Origin of the sequence: Mucilaginibacter sp. 14171R-50 (assembly GCF_010093045.1) — a bacterium.
Taxonomy (GTDB): domain Bacteria; phylum Bacteroidota; class Bacteroidia; order Sphingobacteriales; family Sphingobacteriaceae; genus Mucilaginibacter.
On record NZ_CP048115.1, the window covers coordinates 3554045 to 3577928 of the forward strand.

Below are 23884 nucleotides of genomic sequence, written 5' to 3' on the forward strand. Positions count from 1 at the left end.
TCAACAGTTATACAAGTAATAAATTTTGAATTACCTATTTCCCATACTTATCCCCATTTTTGTGCTGTGTCGATAATAAATGATATCAGCAAAAGTTTCCCGCACGAGCCTACGCTACAGCAGCACGAGTTGTTTGGTAAACTGCATACTTTTTTAACAAGCGGCGAAGAGGACGATTGCTTTATCCTGAAGGGCTATGCAGGCACGGGCAAAACAACTGTGCTTGGCGCGCTGGTAAAAGCATTGCCTAAGTATAATTTTAAATCGGTACTGCTGGCCCCCACAGGGCGCGCTGCAAAGGTTATAACCAATTACAGCGGCCGTAAAGCTTTTACCATTCATAAGCGCATCTACCGTAAAAAGTCGGCGTTAAACGTTGACGAATCTTTTGCCATAGCCGAAAACTTAAGCGCCAACACCCTCTTTATTATCGATGAGGCTTCTATGATATCTGACGAGCCCGGCCGCTTTCAGGGTAGCTTGCTTACCGACCTGGTAAACTACGTTTACAACACAAAAAATTGTAAGTTAATGCTGGTGGGCGATACCGCCCAGCTGCCCCCCGTGGGCGCTGATGACAGCCCCGCGCTGGATGCCAAACTCATGAAAGACCGCTTTGGCCTAACCATGTACGGCTATGAACTAACCGATGTGCTGCGGCAGCAAAAGGATTCGGGGATATTGTACAATGTTACCAAAGTGCGCGACATTATACGGCAAGGCAAAGAGGTAATGCCGCAAATTGTTACCAAAGGATACAAAGATGTTTACCGCATGGGCGGGGATATGCTGGAAGAGGGCCTGAATTACGCGTACAGCAAATACGGGCATGATAATACACTGATCATCTGCCGCAGTAATAAAAATGCTAACCTGTATAACCGGCAAATACGCGGGCGCATACTGATGCGCGAGGAAGAGCTTACCGGCGGTGACCAATTGATGGTAGTAAAGAACAACTATTTTTGGCTGCAGGACCAGGAAGAGGGCAGCACCGGCTTTATTGCTAATGGCGATATTGCCCGTGTTAAAAAGGTGCGCCGGATAGAGGATATGTACGGCTTCAGGTTTGCCGATGTGCAGTTGGAATTTATTGATTACGCCGAAGACCCTGTGCTTGATTGTAAGATATTGCTGGATACGCTATATTCAGAAGCGCCAGCGTTGCTGACCGACGATCAGAAGCGCTTTTACCTGGAGGCTATGAAGGATTACGAACACATACCTAACAGGCGCGCAAAGCATAACGAATTAAAATTAAATCCCTATTACAATGCTTTACAGGTAAAATTTGCCTACGCAATTACCTGCCATAAAGCGCAGGGCGGCCAGTGGGAAGCCGTATTTGTTGATCAGGGGTACCTTACCGAGGAAATGGTAAACACCGACTTTTTACGCTGGTTTTATACTGCCTGCACCCGCGCCACCAACGAGTTATATCTGGTGAACTTTAACCGTAAGTTTTTCGCCGAGCCGCCACCCGAGGCTTTTTAAAAACCAACTGCCAACTAATTACTGCAAACTGATCACCCTGCCTGCGGTAATACAATAGTAAAGGTGCTGCCCTTGCCTTCAACGCTGCTAACGGTTATTTTACCGCCGTGGCCTTCTACAATGTCTTTAACAATACTTAATCCTATCCCGGTGGATTGCTCGCCTCTGAGCCCCGTGCGTCCCGCGCCCGAAAAGCGTTCGAACAATTTGGGAATCATCTCTTTGGGTATGCCCAGTCCATGGTCTGTCACCCTTATTATGATATTATTTTTATCACTGTTTAAATGCACCTCAACATTATCCGTTTCTTTCGAAAACTTTAACGCATTGCTGATCAGGTTATCAATAACTCTCGGGAATTTTTCGTGATTTATCTGGGCATAAACCGTTTTTACGTCGCTTATCAGCACCACATTTGTATGGCCGCCCTGCTGTATCTTCCAGGTGTTAACTATACCGTGCAGCATCTCGTTAAGTTCGGTTTTACGGGTGTCAAAACTGGTGGTATGTTCGCTGCGGGCGGCCGCAAGCAGGTCGTCAATAATAGTACGGGCCTTCACACACGATTCGCGCATCATTTTCAGGTTATCCTGTGTATCCTCGTCAATATCTTCCAGTTCCATCATCATCGCTAACGACTCTACGGCGGCAATAGGGTTGCGCAGGTCGTGGGCTACCGTGCCCAGTACCTGGTTTTTAAATACGTTAGCCTTTTCAATTTCCTGGTTTTTATGGCGTATCTCCACTATCTGCCCGTAATAGCTGGCCTTGTATGAGAAAAAATACCTCGAAGTTAAATAGAAACCCGCAAGTAAAATGGCTGATATCATTTGGTTATGCGTCATTTCTGTAGGTCCAACCTGCGCGTGGAAAAGCATCATGGTAAACAGCATTTCGATGCCCAGCAGCAGCACTATGGTCTCGTAATATTCAAAAACAAACAGCACGCTTACAATACTCAGGGCTATCAGGTAAAGGGTAAGGGCGTTGCTCGGGTCGGATGTAGAAATAAAGCTGGAATACATGCCGCAGCATATAATATACAACGCAAATACAAAAACAAATAAGGCCATGCCCGCTGTGGCGTACTTGGTTTTGCGCATTTGCTGTACCAGCATGTGGCTTATTAAATAGAAAAATGGGGTGACAATAATGAATATCCAGTTGACAAAGTTGAACTCGGGGAAATTCTGTGCTTTTGTTAAGCTCTCCGGAAAAACGTGGTAAAGTATCCTGATAACTATACTTAACGTAAGAAATATAAAACTTGCTGTACGAACGCTCTGCAGGTTTTGATAAGTATAGTAATTGCGATAGGCCACACTATACTTGGGGGATAATTTTGTAAAAAAGTGCGTTTCCAAGGTCGTTATTGCGTAAGGGTCCTCCAAAAATATATCAAATTGTTTATTTTTTATTAAAAATCTGAAATACTGTTAGTTGCGGCAGGGTATATTGACAAAATGGCGGTGTTAAAATTATTTTAATGCCATTTGTTCATTAAACAAGTTATGGCAATTATTTTGAGGCTGATAAAGTACTATGAATTTTAACAACTTTACCATAAAAGCCCAGGAGGCCGTTCAAAAGGCTTCCGAAATTGCAACCGGCAACCAACAGCAGGCTATCGAGACGGCGCATTTGCTGAAAGGTTTGTTACTGGTTGACGAAAACGTTATAACCTATTTATTAAAAAAATTAAACGTTAACCTTAACAGGCTCAACGATACGCTGGATGCGCAGATAAAATCTTTTCCGAAAGTTAGCGGGAGCGATATTTACCTGTCATCAGCCACCAACAGCGCCTTACAAAAGGCTACCGCTTACTTAAAAGAGTTTAAGGATGAATTTGTATCGGTTGAGCATATATTGCTTGGCATACTTGCCGGCAGTGATGCCACCGCGGGCGTTTTAAAAGACGCCGGCGTTACCGAAAAGGACTTGAAGAAAGCCATTATCAGCCTCCGAGGAGATAGCAAGGTGACCGATCAGAACGCCGAAGCTACCTATAACGCGCTTAACAAATATGCGCGTAACCTTAACGAGTATGCCGAAAGCGGCAAGCTTGACCCGGTTATTGGCCGTGATGAAGAGATAAGGCGGGTAATACAGATCCTCAGCCGCCGTACCAAAAACAACCCTATACTGGTTGGCGAGCCGGGTGTAGGTAAAACCGCTATTGCCGAAGGCATCGCCTTCCGCATCATTAAAGGGGATGTGCCCGAGAGCCTGAAAACTAAAACCGTTTACTCGCTTGATATGGGCGCGCTGATAGCAGGCGCCAAATATAAGGGCGAGTTTGAAGAACGCCTGAAAGCCGTTATAAAAGAAGTTATCCAAAGCGATGGCGAGATCGTGTTGTTTATCGACGAGATACACACCCTGGTTGGTGCAGGCGGCGGCGAAGGCGCAATGGATGCTGCGAACATCCTGAAACCGGCGCTTGCCCGGGGTGAGTTGAGGGCCATAGGCGCAACTACCCTGAATGAGTATCAAAAATACGTGGAGAAGGATAAGGCGCTTGAACGCCGTTTCCAAAAGGTGATGGTTGATGAACCTGATACTGCCGATGCTATTTCTATCCTGCGTGGATTAAAAGAGCGTTACGAAGCCCACCACAAGGTGCGGATAAAAGACGAAGCGATAATTGCCGCGGTAGAAATGTCGCAGCGCTATATATCTGACAGGTTTTTGCCCGATAAGGCCATCGATCTGATGGACGAGGCTGCTTCAAAGCTACGCCTTGAAATGGACTCGGTGCCTGAAGCGGTTGACGAACTCGAGCGCCGCATTATGCAGCTGGAGATTGAGCGCGAAGCCATCAAACGCGAAAAAGATGACCATAAGGTAAAAGAACTAAGCGAAGAAATTGCTAACCTTTCCGCCGACCGCGATTCGTTGCGTGCAAAATGGCAGGGCGAAAAAGATATTGTTGACGGTATTAACCTAAAGGTTGAACAGATAGAAAATTATAAGCTGGAAGCCGAGCAGGCCGAGCGGGCCGGTGATTATGGCAAAGTAGCCGAATTACGTTACGGCACAATTGTACAAGCCCAGCAGGAAGTTGATAAGCTGAAAGCAGCCTTAGCCGAAAACCAGGACGACAGCCGCATGCTGAAAGAAGAGGTTACCGCCGATGATATTGCAGGCGTGGTAAGCCGCTGGACAGGCATCCCTGTTAGCAAAATGATACAGAGCGAGCGCGAAAAGCTGCTGAACCTGGAAGAAGAGCTGCACAAACGCGTAGCAGGGCAGGAGGAGGCTATTGAAGCCATCAGCGATGCCATACGCCGCAGCCGTGCCGGTTTACAGGATAAACGCAAGCCTATTGGCTCATTCATATTCCTTGGCACTACAGGGGTGGGTAAAACGGAGTTGGCCAAAGCCCTTGCCGAGTACCTGTTCAACGATGAAAACTCGCTGGTGCGTATCGATATGAGTGAATACCAGGAACGCCACTCGGTGTCAAGGCTGATAGGTGCGCCTCCGGGATATGTGGGTTACGATGAAGGCGGTCAGTTAACCGAAGCCGTACGCCGCAAACCTTACAGCGTAGTGTTGCTTGATGAGATTGAAAAAGCGCACCCGGATGTATTTAACATATTGTTGCAGGTGCTTGATGATGGCCACCTTACCGATAATAAAGGTCGTGTGGTGAACTTTAAGAACACCATTATCATCATGACCTCGAACATCGGCTCAAACATTATACAGGAAAACTTTGCCACACTGGAAGATAACAACCGCGAGGAAATTATCGCTAAAACAAAGAACGAACTGTTTACCCTGTTACGGCAAACCATCCGCCCCGAGTTTTTGAACCGTATAGATGAGATCATCATGTTTACGCCGCTGAGCAGGGACGAGATAACCGATATCGTGAAACTGCAGTTCAGGCAGGTACAAAAAACTTTGGCCGAAATGGGCGTAACTATCGAGGCATCTGATGAAGCGCTTGACTGGCTGGCACAGTTGGGTTACGACCCGCAATTTGGTGCAAGGCCGTTGAAACGGGTGATACAAAAGAAAATACTGAACGAGTTATCCAAACAAATACTGGCCGGGAAGGTGGATAGAGACAGTAAGATAAAGCTGGATATGTTTGATAACAACTTTGTGTTCATGAATGCCGGTGAGTAAGTTTTGATGAGTAAGATGGCATTTATGCAAAAGAGCAGCTTTAGGGCTGCTCTTTTTATTTATAACGATATTTTCAGATTTTCTATTTAGCGTCGATGTAAGTATAAACAGCGGTTGTTTCATAACTGTACGTGGCCTCCCCTGGTTCTGTCGTAGTACTATTAGTTTTTATTGTTTTAGGATATCCCTGCTCGTCGTATGTGTTTGTAAAAACCTTTGTCTGTGTTTTATCGCCTGTGGTGGTAACCATTTTTAGCAGGTCATTTGTATGTGAAACGGGGGCGGATGACAAAAGCAACTTGTTTCCCGTATACCGGAAAGCGTTATTTTTAATTCCAAAGTCACTGATGGATTCCTGTTTATATGTACCGAAATCATTAGTTTGTTTTATCAGGTTCTCGTTCGAATATTCAAATGTTACAATGCTGTTAACCTTATCGACACCATTGACAGTATATAACCATGTACCGCCCAAAACTTTCGAGTCGCCCGTATTAAGCTTTATCTTATAATCATACGAAGAGTCTGAAGGCCGGGTATTGGTAATTAAAGTCGGCATTCCATTTTCATATTCAATATCGCGATATTCCGTTACTGCACCAGAAGTGCGCACTTGTCGTTTTAATGTACCATCGGTATTATATGTCAAAACAAAGTCGCTGTGTATAAAAGTGGGGCTGTTGCCACCCCAATGCATCTCGACAAGTTGGTTTTGGTCATTGTAAACATATTCCTCTACAATATCACCATTAGATTGTGTTGTTACAACTTTGGATACTAGTTTATGTTTAGCGGCTGAAGGGTCGGTGTTGGTACCCGGATCCGGATCAGAGGTAACAGGTTGGCTGTCTTTTTTACAAGCGCTAAATAACAACGCTACAAGGGCGATAACTAAAAATTTCTTCATGTATGTGATAAGATCAAGGTTATAAAAGTAACCCGCAAATATTGACCAGCCAAACCAACAGGATATTTTTTTGCTTATAGATTGAAAATCAATCCAATAAAATTCAACCGCTATATTATAAAACAACAATTCACCTTTATGGTTATTGTGGTATAATCGTTATCACAAATAACATAACACAACTACCATGAAAAATTTTGAAACCTTAGTGGATGCCACTAACGACCTTACAAAAAGGGGATATACCGCAAATTTGAGCCTTGAAGGCGATACCATAGACGATAAATCGCAAAACGTACATATGGGCTCTGAAGACTTTGAAATAGACGAATTTTACCGTTTTGAAGGACAAAGTAATCCTTCGGATATGTCTATTGTATATGCCATCAGTTCGGCAAAGTACAACCTTAAAGGCATACTGATAAACGCGTATGGCACTTACGCCGACGACAGTTCATCGGCCATAGCAGCCAAGCTCCATCACCACCAGGTTAGCAATAACCTGCACGGCACAGATAGGCCAACACAGTAAGTTTGCAGTTGGCGGTTTGCAGTTAGCGAGTTTTAACTGCAAACCGCCAACTTATCACTGCAAACTGGCTAAAAGTTTCTTTCCTCTCGATTGTATGGCCGGGCCGCCATCGCGCAGCATAAATTGCACCTGGTTAGCCAGTTCTTCCTTTATCCAATCGTACCGATGGCATAAATTAAACAGCGTATCCGCCGCAAATACTTTTACGGCTATCTTCACTTTCGGGTCTATTAGCCAGTCAAAACATTGTTCTACTACACTTTCCATATCAATGGCTGCCAGTTTTAACCGGATAGCTTGGGGCGCGCCGGGTGCGGTAAGGTGCATCATAATACGGGTATAATGCCTTTTGCAACTGGCATTGGTTACCTCGCTCATGCGTTTTACAAAATATTCCACGCTGTTTACATATAGCTCGGGCGAGGCCAGCATGGTGGTGTCCAGCAGCCACGCGGCTCGAAAAGCCACCCGGGCGTTGAGGTGAAAGGTAAGGTCTATCAACTTATCAAACTCAAATTTCTCCGCTATCAATCTGGCTGATAATCGTTCAATAAACCCTTTGGCAGCGTCTGCCATTAGTAGGTGTGCAAGCTTGTCGGTGGTGAGCGGGGCGTCCATCAGAAAATATAAAATTATAAAACTTTAGCTGGTGATATCGCTTTATTATAAAAAATTAAGGGTGATGGCAGCGAAACATACAACAAAAAAGGGCGCCAAAAAATGGTCGGGTAAGGTCACAGAAACCAGCGACGCGCTCGACCTTGATCGTGAAGTTTTTAAATCGAAAGACCCGGAAGAGATCGCGGAATCGTTAAAACATTCGGCTGATAAAAGCCATAGGCGAAAAGGCTCACCTTTTCAAAGCGCCATGTCGATGCTTAATTTTTATATCAATCGTGCAGGTAAAAATCTTACTAAAACTCAAAAGAAACCATTGGAGCGGGCTAAAAATAAGCTGCGCAAGTTATATGGTCGCGATGAAAAGTAACTGCGGCCAAAATATATTTAGCGTAACATAGACGGTGTTTAACCGTCATAATGTATAACGGCGTAAAAAGTTACGCTATTCTACACCACGGCATAACAAAAATTATACATTTGCTACCGTTAAATAATCGTTATTACATGGTTAAATTCAATCGATTTACACTGGACAATGGCCTTAAGGTGCTTGTTCACGAAGATAATACAACCCCAATGGCCGTGCTTAACATTTTATATGATGTTGGCGCGCGCGACGAAGACCCGGAACAAACCGGTTTTGCGCATTTATTTGAGCACCTGATGTTTGGCGGCTCAATAAATATTCCAAATTACGACGGCCCGCTGCAACGAGTAGGGGGCGAAAACAACGCCTTTACCAGCAACGATATCACCAACTATTACATCACCCTGCCATCGGCTAACATCGAGACCGGCTTTTGGCTGGAGAGCGACCGAATGTTAAACCTTGCCTTTAGCGAAAAAAGCCTGGAGGTACAGCGCAACGTGGTGATAGAGGAGTTTAAACAGCGTTACTTGAACCAGCCTTATGGCGATGTTTGGTTAAAGCTTAGGCCGTTGGTTTACAAGCAGCACCCGTACCGCTGGGCAACTATAGGTAAAACCATAAAACACATTGAGGATGCCAGGATTGAGGATGTAAAGGCATTTTTTAAAAAGCATTATAATCCTCAAAATGCCATTTTGGTGGTGGGCGGCGATGTTAAGACCGAAGATATAAAGCTGCTGGCCGAAAAATGGTTCGGCCCTATCCAGGCGGGCGAAAAATATGTGCGCAACCTGCCGCAGGAACAGCCGCAGCACGAGGAACGCCGCGAAACGGTTACTGGCAAGGTGCCACTTAATGATGTATACATCGCCTTCCAGATGGAGGGGCGGGTAGACGAGAGTTACTACGCTGTAGAGCTAATGTCTGATATTCTTTCAAGGGGCAACTCATCGCGCCTGCACCGCGGTTTGGTGAAGGAAAAGCCAATTTTTAGCGAAGTGCACGCATATATAACCGGCAGCCTGGATAAAGGGATGTTTGTGCTGGAAGGGAAGCCGCTCGAAAACATCAGTATTGAGCAGGCCGAGGAGGCGCTTTGGGACGAACTGGAGAAACTGAAGAAGGAAGAAGTGCCCGCGGATGAGTTGACCAAGGTGAAGAACAAAACTGAATCGACCATGGTGTTTTCTGAAATGTCGCTTTTAGACAAAGCCATGAACCTGGCATTTTATGAGCTGATGGGCGACGCAGAAAACTTTAATCACGAATCGGAAAAGTTTTTAAGCGTAACGGCAGAACAGATAAAGGAATATGCCAATCTTATCTTCAGGAAAGACAACTCATCAACCCTGATATACCTGGCAGAAAAGGTTGAATCGTCTGAACCTGAATTTTCGGAACTATAGAACTTACACGATTGTCAGCCCCCGGCTCTTATACACATCACCCGGGATGACACAAAGATCCAATGACCCCATGACTCAACTCGACAGAACCCTGGCCCCTCAATTTAACGGGGTAGAAAATATAAACCTGATACACCCTGAAAGCACCAAGCTTGCCAACGGCTGCAACATATTTACTTTCAACTCAGGTACGCTTGACCTGGTACGGATTGAGTGGATATTTACTAACCTGCGGTTTGACCCGGCCAAACCCCTGCTTAACGTTGCGGCGAATACCATGCTTACCGAGGGAACAACCAAACTGACCGCCGCGCAAATTGCCGAAAAAATAGACTTTTACGGCGCGTTCCTTCAGGTCGACTATAGCTACGATCAATCGCAGGTAACGCTGTTTACGCTTACAAAGCACCTGGGGGCTACCCTGCCTGTCGTAAAAGATATCCTTGCCGATTCCATTTTTCCTGAAAAGGAGCTGGAAACCTTTGCGCGTAACCAGCAGCAAAAACTGCAGGTTAGCCTGCAAAAGAACGACTTCGTGGCCCGGCGGGTATTTAATAAGGCACTTTACGGCGAAACTATTTATGGCCTGGCTGCCGAACCGGATGACTTCAGATCGCTTAAAAGGGAAGACCTGCTTGCGCATTTTAAACAAATGTACCAGCCACATAATTGTAGTATTATTATTGCAGGCAAGGCCAACCCTGAAATTTTAAAAACGGTGACAGCCACTTTTGAAGGACAATGGGCAGGTGCTGCTACAGCTGCCGATACCACGCAGCCACCGTTGCAGCACGCCGCCGAACGATTTTTTTATATTGATAAAACCGAGGCGCTGCAATCGGCCATACGTATAGGTACGCCTTTTGTAAACCGCACGCACCCGGATTTTCCGGCGTTGCAGGTGTTAAATACCGTGTTGGGTGGTTATTTTGGTTCGCGGTTAATGGCGAACATCCGCGAGGATAAGGGATATACGTATGGCATTGGTTCGGGTATGTCGTCGTTCAGGCAAACGGGCTCGTTCTTTATCGCATCCGAAGTAGGGGCCGACGTATGTAAGGCGGCCGTTATGGAGGTCGAAAAAGAAGTAAACCGGTTAAAAACCGACCTCATCCCCGACGAAGAACTATCGTTGGTACGCAACTTTATGCTGGGTTCGCTTTTAGGCAGCCTGGAGAATGTACTGTCGCATGCTGATAAATTCAAGAACCTGTACTTTGCCGGTTTAGATTACGATTACTACGAACGCTACACCCAAACCGTAAAACATATCACTGCCGGAGAATTAAAAACACTGGCCGATAAATACTTTGATTTTGATAACTTTTATAAGGTGATAGTAGGGAAATATTAATAAATGTGCAGATATGCGGATATGCAAATGTGCAGATGAAAAGTGTTTGCACATTTGTAATTGGTCATCAAAATGCAATTGTATAATTAAAACATCATTTGCACATCAGCACATTTGCATATCTGCACATCTAAGTGTACCTTTGCCCGGCAAATAATAACTCCAAATAATTATTTGCTATGCAGTTAGACCCATCCAAATTTGTCGCCGAAGGATTAACTTATGACGACGTACTGTTACTCCCCGCATATTCAGAAGTACTGCCTCGAGAGGTAAATACCAGTACTTTTTTAACAAAAAAGATCCGTTTAAATATCCCCATCATTTCGGCGGCGATGGATACCGTAACCGAAGCAGGCCTGGCTATTGCTATTGCCCAGGCGGGCGGCATCGGCATGCTGCATAAAAACATGACGATACAAGCCCAGGCGGACGAAGTGCGCAAGGTTAAACGGTCTGAAAGCGGCATGATCATGGAACCGGTTACGTTGTCGGAAGATGCCTTACTTTCTGACGCGGTTAATATTATGCGCGAAAATAGTATAGGCGGTATCCCGGTTATATCATCCGGGCGCCAATTAAAAGGCATCATTACCAACCGCGACCTTCGCTTTCAAAAGGACCTTACCGTTGCGGTTAAAGATGTAATGACCAAAACAAACCTGATAGTTGCGCCACAGGGCACAACCTTGCAGGATGCTGCTGCTATATTGCAGGATAACAAAATAGAAAAACTACCGGTTGTTGATAAGGATGGTAAACTGGTAGGTTTAATTACCTATAAAGATATTCAGAAAGTTAAAAACTTCCCTAATGCCTGTAAGGATGAGTTTGGCCGCCTGCGCGTTGGCGCCGCGGTTGGCGTTGCTGCGGATAATATTGATCGCGTTACGGCCCTGGTAAAGGCTGGTGTTGACGTTATTACGGTTGATACTGCCCATGGCCACTCAAAAGGGGTTATAGATATGGTAAAGGCCGTTAAACAACTACATCCCGACTTGCAGGTAATTGCCGGTAATATTGCCACTGCTGATGCTGCCAGGGCACTTGCCGATGCCGGTGCCGATGCTGTGAAGGTAGGTATTGGCCCGGGCTCTATCTGTACAACCCGTATTATAGCCGGCGTGGGTGTGCCGCAGCTTTACGCCATTTATGAATGCGCTAAAGCCCTTGAAGGTACCGGCATCCCGGTTATTGCCGATGGCGGTATCAAACAAACGGGAGATATCGTAAAAGCCATAGCGGCAGGGGCCAGCTCTATCATGGCTGGTTCGCTTTTTGCAGGGGTGGAAGAATCGCCAGGCGAAACCATTATATACGAAGGCCGTAAGTTTAAATCGTACCGCGGCATGGGTTCTATCGAAGCCATGGCCAAGGGCTCAAAAGACCGCTACTTTCAGGATGAGACCGATGTGGTAACCAAACTGGTTCCCGAAGGCATCGTTGGTCGCGTGCCGTTCAAAGGCAACATGGCCGAGGTAGTTTACCAATATATAGGCGGCTTACGTGCCGGCATGCATTATTGCGGTGCGGCTAATATCGAAGATCTGCAGAAAGCAAAATTTGTGCGTATCACTGCAGCCGGTATGCGCGAAAGCCACCCGCACGATATTACCATAACTAAGGAAGCTCCGAATTACACCAGGTAGTGAATAGTGATTAGAGATTAGGATAAAATTCTAAACTCTAATCTCTAAATTCTAAAAAAGATACATGACTCATCTCTAATTAACTAAACCCCAATCTCCAATGCGCAGCCTTTGCATCTTCTGCGGTGCCAACTTCAACGGCGACCCTGTACTGAAACAAGCCATTGAAATATTGGCTGACGTAATGGTGAGTAAAAAAATCACCCTTATTTACGGTGGCGGTAATGTTGGCATCATGGGCCTGCTGGCCGATGCAGTCATGGGCAGGGGCGGAGAAGTGATAGGCGTTATGCCTAAGTTTTTGATAGATAAGGAAGTCGGCCACACCGGTATCACCAAACTGCATATTGTGGACAACATGCACCAGCGCAAGCAAATGATGAACGACCTGTGCGATGGTATCATGATGCTTCCTGGCGGCATTGGTACGCTCGAAGAATTTTTTGAGGTGCTTACCTGGCTGCAGCTCGGCTTGCACAACAATCCGGTTGGCATCCTGAACGTTAACGGTTTTTACGACCTGCTTTTACAGCAGATGGATGCTATGGTTGAGCAGCGCTATCTTAAGCCCGCCAACCGCAAACTAATACTCACTTCTGCCGATCCGATCGAACTGGTCAACCTGATGGATAACATCATCATAAAACCTGAGGAAGTTTGGTTTAAAGACCGGAATTTGACGTAATTTTCTTCAATTTTCTCAAGAATTTTCTAATTTATTTATTATGCATGCATAATAAATTTCATCATGGATAGGTTATCTTCTGATTAATTTTCTTAAAATTACATAACCTATTATAAAACATGTATGGATCTGGAATTCAATAAAAATGAGGATGTTAACAAACAGCTCGTTTACGAATTTAACACAAGGCTCAAAAAAATATACCTCGGCGGCGGCGAAAAGGCAGCTGCTAAACAAAAAGAGAAGGGTAAACTACTTGCCCGCGAGCGCATTGCCTATTTGATAGACGATGACAAACCCTGGCTTGAGGTTGGTGCCTTCACAGCCGATGGCATGTACGCTGATCATGGCGGTTGCCCCAGCGGCGGTGTAGTGTGTGGTATCGGTTATATCGCTGGACGTCAGTGTGTTATAGTAGCTAATGATGCCACCGTAAAGGCCGGGGCATGGTTCCCAATAACCGCCAAAAAGAACCTGCGCGCCCAGGAAATCGCCATGGAAAACCGCCTGCCAATCATCTATCTGGTTGATTCGGCAGGGGTGTACCTACCCTTGCAGGATGAGATATTCCCCGATAAAGAGCACTTTGGCCGCATATTCCGTAATAATGCCGTCATGAGCAGTATGGGTATCATCCAGATAGCCGCCATTATGGGCTCGTGTGTGGCCGGCGGGGCTTACCTGCCCATCATGAGCGATGAGGCGATGATTGTTGAAGGCACAGGTTCCGTTTTCCTGGCGGGATCATACCTGGTTAAATCGGCTATAGGCGAAGAGGTTGACAATGAAACACTTGGTGGCGCAACTACGCAGTGCGAGATATCGGGGGTAACCGACTACAAACAGCCCAACGATAAGGCCTGCCTGGATTCTATCCGCAATATCATGAACAAAGTGGGCGATTATACCAAGGCCGGCTTTGACCGAATAAAACCCGCTGCACCCAAGCTAAACGAGAAGGATATATATGGAATATTGCCGGATAACCGCGAGAAGGCATATGATATGTACGAGATCATCAAGCGCCTGATAGATGATTCGGAATTTGAAGAATATAAAGCTGGTTATGGTCAATCTATCATTTGCGGGCTGGCCCGTGTGGATGGCTGGGCGGTGGGCATTGTGGCGAACCAGCGTAAGGTTATCAAATCAAAAAAAGGCGAAATGCAGTTTGGCGGGGTTATTTATTCCGATTCGGCTGATAAGGCCACCCGCTTTATCATGAATTGTAACCAAAAGAAGATACCATTGGTATTTTTGCAGGATGTTACCGGCTTTATGGTAGGCAGCCGCAGCGAACATGGCGGCATCATCAAAGACGGCGCTAAAATGGTGAACGCGGTATCAAACTCTGTAGTCCCTAAATTCACTATTGTTATAGGTAATTCGTACGGTGCAGGCAACTATGCCATGTGTGGTAAGGCTTACGATCCGCGGCTGATCTACGCCTGGCCATCGGCAAAAATAGCTGTAATGGGCGGCGCGCAGGCGGCTAAGGTGCTGGTGCAAATGCAATCGGCCGGTTTAAAGGCAAAGGGCGAAGTGGTTGACGAGGTAAAGGAAGCCGAGCTGCTAAAGCAAACAACCAACCGCTATAATGCGCAAACCACACCATATTACGCAGCGGCAAGGCTTTGGGTAGATGGCATTATCGACCCGTTGGAGACCCGAAAAGTAATATCAATGGGTATAGAAGCCGCTAACCACGCGCCGATAGAGAAGCAATTTAATGTGGGGATAATACAAACGTAGTATCCCTACATGTTCATTGCGAGGCGAAGCGATTTGGCAATCTTTTTAAGGAATTCGTTCATGCGAGGCCGCCGGGCAGTCCTAAAGAGATTGCCGCGCTATCGCTCGCAATGACAGGTTTTTTTCATACCTTCAAAAAATGAAAAAGCTGCTATTACCGCTATTCCTGCTATCAGCACTAACCGCATTTGCTCAGGATGTTAATAAAATCCATCAAAAGGCTATCCTGATAGATACCCATAACGATGCTATCTCAAATCAGCTTATCACCGGGGCCGACCTGGGTAAACTGCAAACCACAGGAAATTTTGATCTGCCGCGCGCTAAAACCGGCGGGCTGGATGCGCAGGTATTCTCCATTTGGTGCGGCGACCAATATGGCAATGGCACAGCATATGCTTACGCCAACCGCGAAATTGATTCGTTAGATGCACTTATTAAACGCTACCCAAATAAAATACAGTTGGTGCGCAATGCCGCCGATTTGAAAAAAGCGGTGAAACAAAAAAAGCTGGCCGCCATGATAGGCGTAGAGGGCGGCCACATGATAGAAGACCGGCTGGATTATATTGACAGCCTGCACAAACGCGGCATGGCTTACTTAACCCTTACCTGGAACAACAGCACCAGTTGGGCATCATCCGCTCGAGACGAGGTGTTACATAGTGATACCTTAAAACATAAAGGCCTTACAGATTTTGGCAAACAGGTGGTTAAAAAACTGAATGATTTGGGCGTGATGATAGACCTGTCGCACCCCGGCGAGCAAACGTTTAACGATGTAATGGCTATCACCACTAAACCAGTTATCGCATCGCATAGCTGCGTTTACGCATTAAATCCGCATCGCCGCAACTTAAAAGATTACCAGCTAAAGGCTATAGCCAAAAACGGCGGAGTTGTATTCCTTAACTTTTACAGCGGCTTTATAGACAGTACTTACGATGCTAAGCACGAAGCTTACCTTACCAGGCATAAAACCGAGTTTGATTCGTTGCGGAAGGTTTATAACGATTACGACCTGGCCAGCATCCGCCTGAATGTGATCAACAAAGCAGAATCTGACCAGTTCAGGCCACCGCTGAGCATGCTTGTTAAGCACCTCGACTATATGGTGAAGCTTATTGGGGCCGATCACGTGGGTATCGGCTCGGATTTTGACGGCGCAGAATCATACCCGCTTGGGTTAGACAGCGTTACCGATTACCCTAAGATAACCGCGGAGTTGCTTAAATTGAACTACAGTAAAAAAGACATTTACAAAATATTAGGCGGTAATTTCATCAGGGTATTAAAGGCCAATGTTGGGCATTGACACTGTAAGGTAGCTCAACAAAAAGCGACAAACCATCACCAGATATGTTGGTAAATAGTCATCAAGGTATGGCAGTATGTTGACTATTACCTATTGGCACACTCATGTATAAATCTTAAATTCGCACTTCACTTAAAGATACAAATGTCACAAGATATTGAACACGTAAAATGCCTTATTATAGGGTCGGGCCCGGCGGGTTATACCGCAGCTATTTATGCTTCGCGTGCCGACCTTCGCCCTGTTATGTACACCGGTATGCTTGCCGGCGGGCAGCTTACCCAAACCACCGAGGTAGAGAACTTTCCGGGATATCCTGACGGCATAATGGGCCCCGAAATGATGGAAGATTTTCGTAAACAGGCCGAACGCCTGGGTACTGACATCCGTTTTGGATATGTAAGTTCAGTTGATTTTTCGTCATTGCCGCATAAAGTGACGGTGGACGAAAGTAAAACCATCCTGGCCGATACCGTTATTATATCTACCGGTGCATCGGCAAAGTGGCTGGGTTTAGAGTCTGAACAAAAGTACAGCGGTTTTGGGGTATCGGCCTGCGCCGTTTGCGACGGTTTTTTCTTTAAAGGACAGGACGTAGCTATTGTAGGTGCGGGGGATACCGCTGCAGAAGAAGCAACTTATCTGGCTAAACTTTGCCGCAAGGTATACATGATCGTTCGCCGCGACGAGTTCCGTGCTTCAAAAGCGATGGTGCACCGCGTTTTGAATACGCCAAATATTGAAGTATTATACAACACCGAAACTATTGAGATATTGGGCGACGGCCAAAGCGTTAACGCGGTTAAGGTTTGCAATAATCAAACAAATGAAGACAGGACACTGGATGTTACCGGTTTTTTTGTTGCCATAGGCCACAAACCAAATACCGATATCTTTCGCGGGGTTATAAATATGGATGAAACGGGTTACATTATCACCCGCCCCGGATCAACCGAAACAAACGTTGAGGGTGTGTTTTGCTGCGGCGACGCGCAAGATCATATCTACCGCCAGGCAGTTACTGCCGCCGGCACCGGTTGCATGGCAGCTATAGATGCCGAGCGTTATCTGGCTGCTAAAGAGCATGTTGTGACGGCATAATTAGTAATTAGAGGGTAGTTAATTAGAGATTAGACTGAGTGGTTGCCTCATATTAACTAATCTCTGATCTCCAGCCTCTGATCTCTTCATAAAAAAATTTAAAAAGCCGCGTTCCTGATAAGGATGCGGCTTTTTTGTTTCTGTTTGTGTAATTTTTAGGTTATTATGGTGCATTATTTTTAAATAATGTTAAATTACGACCTCATTTATACACCTGTTTCCGTTTTTCTTATGAATAAAAAGATATCTGCATTACTGCTTGCATTTTTGATGTCCTCAACAGTTATTGTTAACGCCCAGGACAATGACCCATACGCAGGAATTATCCCTGCACCGGTATCGGTGAAAAAAGCCTCCGGCGAATTTATTTTGAGCCAGGAGACCATTATACAAGCCGATACGCCAAACAATAAAGCTGTGCAGTTCTTCTCGGCCTATTTAGCCGATCATATGGCTTATAACAAGCAGGTAGCTTTACGAAACGCACGGGTTAGCACAACCAGCATATATTTAACATCAACAGGTACAGAAAACCTGCCCGCCGAAGGCTACCGCTTAACAATTACCCCGCAGCAAATAACAGTTGCGGGCAAAGGCGCCGGACTATTTTACGGTATACAAACATTAATACAATTAATACCGCTTGAGCGGGGCGCTACGGCAAAATTGCCCGCCGTAACCATCGAAGATTACCCCCGCTTTGGCTACAGGGGCATGATGCTTGATGTATGCCGCCATTTTTTCTCAGTAGAGTTTGTCAAGAAATATATCGACCTGATGGCCGCTTATAAACTAAACACTTTTCACTGGCATTTAACGGACGACCAGGGATGGCGCATCGAGATCAAAAAATATCCGAAGCTAACTACTGTTGGCAGCACCCGCGAGGAAAGCGTCATAGGTAACTACCGCGACCGCACACCGCTGCAGTATGATGGAGTACCGGTATCGGGTTTCTACACACAAGATCAGATACGCGATGTAATAAAATATGCTGCCGATCGCTATATTACCATTGTGCCCGAAATTGAAATGCCCGGCCATGCCCTGGCGGCATTGTCGGCTTACCCCGAGTTAAGCTGCGATCCCCGCATCAAGTATGAGGTTACAGGTAAATGGGGAGTATTTAACAACATCTATTGCCCTTCCGAAAAAACCTTTAGCTTCTTGCAGGATGTATTGACCGAGGTAATAGATCTGTTTCCAAGCAAATACATCCACATTGGCGGCGACGAAGCGCCCAAAGATGTTTGGAAACAGTCGAAATTTTGCCAGGATCTGATAAAACGCCTTAAATTAAAAGATGAACATGGTTTGCAAAGCTACTTCATCCAACGGATGGAAAAGTTTGTGAACAGTAAAGGCCGCAGCATTATAGGATGGGACGAAATATTGGAAGGCGGCCTTGCACCAAATGCTACTGTAATGAGCTGGCGTGGCGAAGAGGGTGGTATAGAGGCTGCCAAACAACATCATGATGTGATCATGACGCCGAGCAGTCAGGGCCTTTACCTGGATCATGCACAAGGCAAATTAAACCAGGAACCTGTAGGTATAGGCGGCAATGCACCCATAAGTAAAACTTACGCGTATAACCCCACACCTGCAGCACTAACCCCTGACCAGCAAAAGTACATAAAAGGTGTACAAGCCAACCTCTGGACAGAGTATATAACCACCGACTCGAAAGTAGAATATATGCTGTTGCCGCGCATGCTGGCCTTATCTGAAGTGGCATGGACACCTGTAGCGAACAAAAACTTTAAGGATTTTTCGGAAACGCGCTTGCCTGACCATTTAGCACGTTTTGATAAAGAAGGGTATAATTACCGGGTACCTGCTGCCATTGGCGCTGTTGATACTGTAATGATAGGTTCTTCCATGACGGTTAACCTTAAATCGCCGGTAACGGGTGCCAAAGTATATTATACTATTGATGGCTACACCCCAAGGGAAACCGAATTGTTATATACCAGGCCAATGACGTACCCGATACCGCCTGATGAATACCGCGACCTGAAAACCATTGTAATAACGCCGTCCGGTAAGCGCAGCGTAGTTACCGCGGCCAAGATGTTTAACAAGGCACCGTTGGCACCTGTACAATACACAGGTAATACGCCTGGCTTAAAGTACCAGGCATCGGCGGGCACCTATGTAAATACTACTCAAATCAATCCCGCTGCCGTAATTGACACAGGTATAGCCAAAAGCTTCAGCACAGCGCTAAGCGCCTTCAAAAAGGCGTTCAATAAATATGGCGTAGTATTTTACGGGTATATTAAGGCCGACGTAGATGGTACCTACAATTTTTCAACCCAGTCATCAAATGGTTCCGTTTTACTGATCGATGACGTGCCTATTGTTGATAATGACGGCCGTACTGGTACGGTTGAGCAACAGGGCGCTATACCATTGTTAAAAGGCTATCACAAGATCACTATCAAATATGTAGATGCCAATTCATCGGGTAGCGGATTGCGCGTTTACATGACCATCCCGGGTAAGCCAAAAGGTGAGATATCACCGGATATGATGTATAATTAATAGCTATATTCACTGTATGAATTTTAGGAACTATTTATTCATATCAGCAGTTTGCGTAATTGCGGCCTGCGGAGGCGACGATAAAACGCCTGTTAAAAGTGCGCCTGTGGCGGCAAAGCCTGCTGTTATGGCACCGTTTCGTTTCCATAAGGCAATTGAAGTGTCGCCCGGGCAAACATACGATGTATTGAGCTGGGGCAGAGGGTCATCGCAAATCGGGGCGTTTGCTATTTTGCATTCCGATTCATCAGGTATGAAGTACACCACTACCACGGGCGACCTTGACGGCGAAATTACTGACGTATATAATGCTGATATGGATGTTGACGGCAACCCCGAGATACTTATACAGGCTAAAGGGAAGGATACGGTGAATTACGCTAAGATCTATGCTTTTGAGTTTAATAATAATGATGCTCACAAACTCGATTTTCCGAAGCTGACCAACACGCAGCGTAAGGGGTACCGGGGTAACGACAACTTTTATATACGGGAAGGCAAACTGATCCGCGAGTTCCCGGTACATGATGGCAATAGTGCATCAGCAAAACCAACCGGCGCAAAACGGCAGTTGGAGTATAGTTTGCGAAGCAACAATTTTACGGTAAAACAGCTTAGTACGGATTCCGCTACGGCAGATAATGATAAACAGGTTGTTGTAAAACAACCCGAACCCGAGAAGAAGCAATCGGTTAGCAAATCAAAAAAACGTAAGCACACCGAACCTAAAAAGAAACGCCGCAGACACAGAGGATAGGCAAATATGGTACAACAGGTGGTTTTAGCTGTAATTACTAAGCCACCTGTTTTATTTACGACTGATGATATTAGAGGAATTTTTATACAGGCTTAAGTTTGAATATTACAACCTGGGAATGCTTACTGCCGATACGTATTATCAGCGTCTTTCAAATTTATTTGTTGTATTGGAACTGGATGGCGATAACCTTAATAAAGAACATGACCTGGGATTAGACACCGTTCTTGATAAATTGAACGATATCAACGAAGAAGACCTGGAAAAAGGTCTTTCACCAGAAGATCTTGCCGTCCTAGTCAAGACGGTGAAAACAGGCCTGGCGCTTCTGATAAACCGGTTGGAGGAGTAGGTAAGCCAACTATTTCCATCATTTCTTTAGCGTTATAAATGGCGTGTGTTTCAACATCGTTGTTAAAATAAAACCAGGCCTCTTTTACGCTATTATTCGGCTTAATTTTATCTACAACTTTTTGCAAATAAGCTTTGGAGTAACGCGACCGGTACAGATCGGGTACACCATGAAACCGGTGATAGATAACCGGTGTATTCTGTACCACATCATCCGGCAATAACGGGTGGCTCATGCCACAAAAAGTAATATTGTGGTCGGCCAGTTTTTTGTAGATATCATCGCGCCACCAGCTTATATGTCTCGGCTCTAAAACGTTGTTAAAGGCCGGGTTAAGCGCATTCAATATCTTCTCAAGCTTCTCATCAGTGTAGTTATAATTTGGCGGTATTTGAAAAAGTACCGGCCCAAGTTTATCCTGCAGCCCATCACTTATCGTGTTATAAAAGCTGGAAAGCAGATCAACCGTGTCATTAAACTTTTTATAATGTGTAATAGCCCGTGGCGCCTTCACCGCGAATCGAAAATCCGCCGGGCTTTTATGATACCAATTCTGCAGAAATGATAGCTGAGGAAAACGGTAAAAAGTAACATTTAGTTCCAGGGTGCTAAAATGCTGGCAGTAAAAATCAAACCACTTGGTCATGGCCAGTTTTTGAGGGTAAAAGGTACCACGCCAATGCTTGTAATGAAAGCCCGAACAACCGATATGCCAATCCATGATAATATAAAAGTCGGGCAAGCGCTTTTGTTTGCAAGGCAATTTGATTTTGCGTCGCAGCTTAAAATCTGCTCATAAATTTGCAAATTTGTAATATACCCAATAGGCATAGCATTAATGCATTTTTTATATCCCGCTTTTTTATTTGCACTGTTAACACTGGCTATTCCAATTATTGTTCACCTGTTTAATTTCAGGCGCTACAAAAAGGTACTGTTTAGCAATGTACAGTTCTTAAAAGAGGTGCAGGAACAGCAGGCAAGCCGGCGTAATTTAAAAGAGCGTTTGATCTTAGCTTCGCGATTACTGGCGTTATTATTTTTAGTACTTGCTTTTGCAAGACCTTATATGGCCGGTAAAAGCCAGGGCAACCCGGGCAAACAGCAGGCAGTAAGTGTATTTGTGGATAATTCGAGCTCTATGCAAACCCTAAACCGCGAGGGTACATTACTTGACGAGGCTAAGCAAAAAGCTAAACAAATTGCCGCGGCCTATTCCATCAATGACCGGTTTCAGCTGCTCACCCAGGATTTTGAAGGCAAGCACCAGCGCATGCTTAACCGCACGGAGTTTAATGATGCTGTGGATGCTGTAAAAATAAGTCCGCGAAGCAGGGATATGAACCAAATAGTAGCAAGACAGCAAAGTTTGCTGAATATGCAGGCAAGCGCGCCAAAACATAGTTATATCATCTCCGATTTTCAAAAGAATATCAAGGGCTCATCAGGTGGTGTAAATCCCGGGTACCCGGTAAGCCTTGTGCAACTTAAGGCGAATGCATTGCCAAATGTGGCCGTTGATTCTGTATGGATGTTGAGTGCTACACATCGTCCGAACGAAAGCGAAAAAATAGTGGTAAGATTAAAAAACTACGCCGATAAATCCGCCGAAAAAATACCGCTTAGGCTATTGATCAATGGTGTGCAAAAAGCTATCGGCAGTTTTACTATTGGCGCGCGTTCATCACAAAACGATACACTGTCATTTTCAGGCCTGCAGGGCGGATGGCAGCGTGGAGAGATACAATTACAGGACAACCCTGTTACTTTTGATAATAAGTTCTATTTTACCTTTAAGATTAACTACAAACTGCCCGTACTGCTTATCAATGGCGGTACACCTAATAAATATTTAAGAGCATTATTTGCTGCGGACGCTTTTTTTGAGCCAAAAGAGTTTATTGACGGGAATGTAGATTATGCCGGTTTAAACGCCTGGCCGCTTATTGTTGTAAGCGACATAAAAATCGTATCCGCCGGTTTGGCACAACAACTAAAAACTTATGTGAGTAAGGGTGGTACGCTACTTGTATTTCCGTCTGCTGATGCGGATATCAGCAGTTACAAAGCTTTTTTACAACCAATGCATGCGGCATATCCTGAAGTGTTAAAAACAGAGGCTGCAAAAGTATCGGCCCTTAACCTGCACAATGTGGTTTTTAAAAGCATATTTGAATCCATACCCAACAACCCCGATCTGCCTGTAGTAAAAAAGTATTATAATTTGAATGCAGGCCGTGCTCCCGGCGAATACCTGATGAGGATGCAGGCGGGCCAAACATTTTGGCAGGGTTCAGCCTTTGCTAAAGGCAGGGTGTATGTTGCTGCCGTGGCGTTAAACGAAGATTTTAGCAACCTGCCTGTTCATGCATTGTTTGTGCCTGTAATGTTCAGAATAGCCCTGCTAAGCGGACACGATCAGCCATTGTTTTATACTTTAGGAAGTATCGACCCGATAGAAACAGTTCCGTTACAATCAACAGAAAAACAGATGGTAAAGCTGGTCAAAGGCAATGAAACCATCATTCCCGATGTTAGGCAGCAGGAGGGAAGCACAATGCTTTACTTTCCCGAACAACTTGCAGAGACCGGAACTTATGAGCTGAGAAAGCAGGATAGCACCGCAGCAGTTTTGGCATTTAATGATAACCGTACAGAATCTGATCTATCGTACCTAACCAAAGCCGGTTTGGAAAATTTACTCCCTAAAAATGCAGTTCTTTTAAGCGGCAATAAATTAAATGCGGAGAGTATTGCCGGCGTTGCAAATTCAGGGCTTCAATTATGGAAACTTTGTATAATTTTGGCCCTGGTATTTCTGGCCGCCGAAACTTTACTTATAAGGTATTATAAAACCAACAAAACAAACATTTGGCAAACACGGGATACCAACTAAACCCAC

Annotated in this window: 19 protein-coding genes; 15 read left to right on the forward strand and 4 right to left on the reverse strand. The window is 45.2% G+C overall.

The genetic code is table 11. The annotated features are described in order from the left end of the window. The first annotated feature begins 66 nt into the window (after positions 1–66). Positions 67–1494: an ATP-dependent RecD-like DNA helicase gene (locus GWR56_RS16130; RefSeq protein WP_162432244.1), complete on the forward strand. Its 1428-nt coding sequence runs from the start codon at positions 67–69 to the stop codon at positions 1492–1494. 32 nt (positions 1495–1526) lie between these two features. Here GWR56_RS16130 and GWR56_RS16135 read toward each other — a convergent pair whose 3' ends face one another. Then, a complete protein-coding gene (locus tag GWR56_RS16135) occupies positions 1527–2858 on the reverse strand; it encodes a sensor histidine kinase KdpD (protein ID WP_162432245.1) in 1332 nt (443 codons plus the stop codon). Positions 2859–3036: 178 nt separating this feature from the next. Here GWR56_RS16135 and clpB point away from each other — a divergent pair, with 178 nt between their 5' ends. Next, complete coding sequence (gene clpB / locus GWR56_RS16140; RefSeq protein ID WP_162432246.1) at positions 3037–5634, forward strand: ATP-dependent chaperone ClpB; 2598 nt, start codon at positions 3037–3039, stop codon at positions 5632–5634. Between the two features lie 82 nt (positions 5635–5716). Here the strand turns inward: clpB and GWR56_RS16145 are convergent, their stop codons facing one another. Then, the gene (locus GWR56_RS16145; RefSeq protein WP_162432247.1) at positions 5717–6541 is read right to left on the reverse strand and encodes a hypothetical protein; all 825 of its coding nucleotides are present in this window, start codon (positions 6539–6541) and stop codon (positions 5717–5719) included. Between the two features lie 187 nt (positions 6542–6728). On the opposite strand from GWR56_RS16145, the gene GWR56_RS16150 reads away from it, so the two are divergent. Further along, the gene (locus GWR56_RS16150; protein ID WP_162432248.1) at positions 6729–7073 is read left to right on the forward strand and encodes a phosphoribosylpyrophosphate synthetase; all 345 of its coding nucleotides are present in this window, start codon (positions 6729–6731) and stop codon (positions 7071–7073) included. Positions 7074–7127: 54 nt separating this feature from the next. On the opposite strand, the gene GWR56_RS16155 is transcribed toward GWR56_RS16150, so the two are convergent. Further along, on the reverse strand, positions 7128–7691 hold the full coding sequence (locus GWR56_RS16155) for a hypothetical protein (protein WP_162432249.1): 564 nt from the start codon (positions 7689–7691) through the stop codon (positions 7128–7130). 64 nt (positions 7692–7755) lie between these two features. Here GWR56_RS16155 and GWR56_RS16160 point away from each other — a divergent pair, with 64 nt between their 5' ends. The 11 genes from GWR56_RS16160 (at position 7756) to GWR56_RS16210 (ending at position 20982) form a co-directional block, all read left to right on the forward strand. Then, positions 7756–8061 carry a DUF3175 domain-containing protein gene (locus tag GWR56_RS16160; RefSeq protein WP_162432250.1) on the forward strand — a complete coding sequence of 102 codons (306 nt, stop codon included), beginning with the start codon at positions 7756–7758 and terminating at the stop codon, positions 8059–8061. A gap of 137 nt (positions 8062–8198) precedes the next feature. Further along, positions 8199–9470: a pitrilysin family protein gene (locus GWR56_RS16165; protein ID WP_162432251.1), complete on the forward strand. Its 1272-nt coding sequence runs from the start codon at positions 8199–8201 to the stop codon at positions 9468–9470. Between the two features lie 46 nt (positions 9471–9516). Continuing rightward, on the forward strand, positions 9517–10824 hold the full coding sequence (locus tag GWR56_RS16170; protein WP_238395250.1) for a pitrilysin family protein: 1308 nt from the start codon (positions 9517–9519) through the stop codon (positions 10822–10824). Between the two features lie 179 nt (positions 10825–11003). Then, positions 11004–12473: an IMP dehydrogenase gene (gene guaB, locus GWR56_RS16175; protein WP_162432252.1), complete on the forward strand. Its 1470-nt coding sequence runs from the start codon at positions 11004–11006 to the stop codon at positions 12471–12473. 100 nt (positions 12474–12573) lie between these two features. Next, positions 12574–13158, forward strand: a complete 585-nt coding sequence (locus GWR56_RS16180; protein WP_162432253.1) for a TIGR00730 family Rossman fold protein — start codon at positions 12574–12576, stop codon at positions 13156–13158. A gap of 123 nt (positions 13159–13281) precedes the next feature. Further along, positions 13282–14910, forward strand: a complete 1629-nt coding sequence (locus GWR56_RS16185) for an acyl-CoA carboxylase subunit beta (protein WP_162432254.1) — start codon at positions 13282–13284, stop codon at positions 14908–14910. Between the two features lie 139 nt (positions 14911–15049). Next, positions 15050–16225: a dipeptidase gene (locus tag GWR56_RS16190; protein ID WP_162432255.1), complete on the forward strand. Its 1176-nt coding sequence runs from the start codon at positions 15050–15052 to the stop codon at positions 16223–16225. Positions 16226–16369: 144 nt separating this feature from the next. Further along, complete coding sequence (trxB, locus tag GWR56_RS16195; RefSeq protein WP_162432256.1) at positions 16370–17326, forward strand: thioredoxin-disulfide reductase; 957 nt, start codon at positions 16370–16372, stop codon at positions 17324–17326. Positions 17327–17557: 231 nt separating this feature from the next. Next, positions 17558–19873, forward strand: coding sequence for a family 20 glycosylhydrolase (locus tag GWR56_RS16200; RefSeq protein ID WP_162432257.1), 2316 nt, complete (start codon positions 17558–17560; stop codon positions 19871–19873). A gap of 16 nt (positions 19874–19889) precedes the next feature. After that, entirely contained in the window at positions 19890–20630 is a 741-nt protein-coding gene (locus tag GWR56_RS16205; protein WP_162432258.1) for a hypothetical protein, read from the forward strand. 64 nt (positions 20631–20694) lie between these two features. Continuing rightward, the gene (locus tag GWR56_RS16210; RefSeq protein WP_162432259.1) at positions 20695–20982 is read left to right on the forward strand and encodes a hypothetical protein; all 288 of its coding nucleotides are present in this window, start codon (positions 20695–20697) and stop codon (positions 20980–20982) included. On the opposite strand, the gene GWR56_RS16215 is transcribed toward GWR56_RS16210, so the two are convergent. Then, positions 20930–21703, reverse strand: a complete 774-nt coding sequence (locus tag GWR56_RS16215) for a DUF72 domain-containing protein (RefSeq protein WP_238395251.1) — start codon at positions 21701–21703, stop codon at positions 20930–20932. The genes GWR56_RS16210 and GWR56_RS16215 overlap by 53 nt on opposite strands. 117 nt (positions 21704–21820) lie before the next feature. Between GWR56_RS16215 and GWR56_RS16220 the strand changes: the two genes are divergently transcribed. Continuing rightward, positions 21821–23878: a BatA domain-containing protein gene (locus tag GWR56_RS16220; protein ID WP_162432260.1), complete on the forward strand. Its 2058-nt coding sequence runs from the start codon at positions 21821–21823 to the stop codon at positions 23876–23878. The last annotated feature ends 6 nt before the right edge of the window (positions 23879–23884 follow it).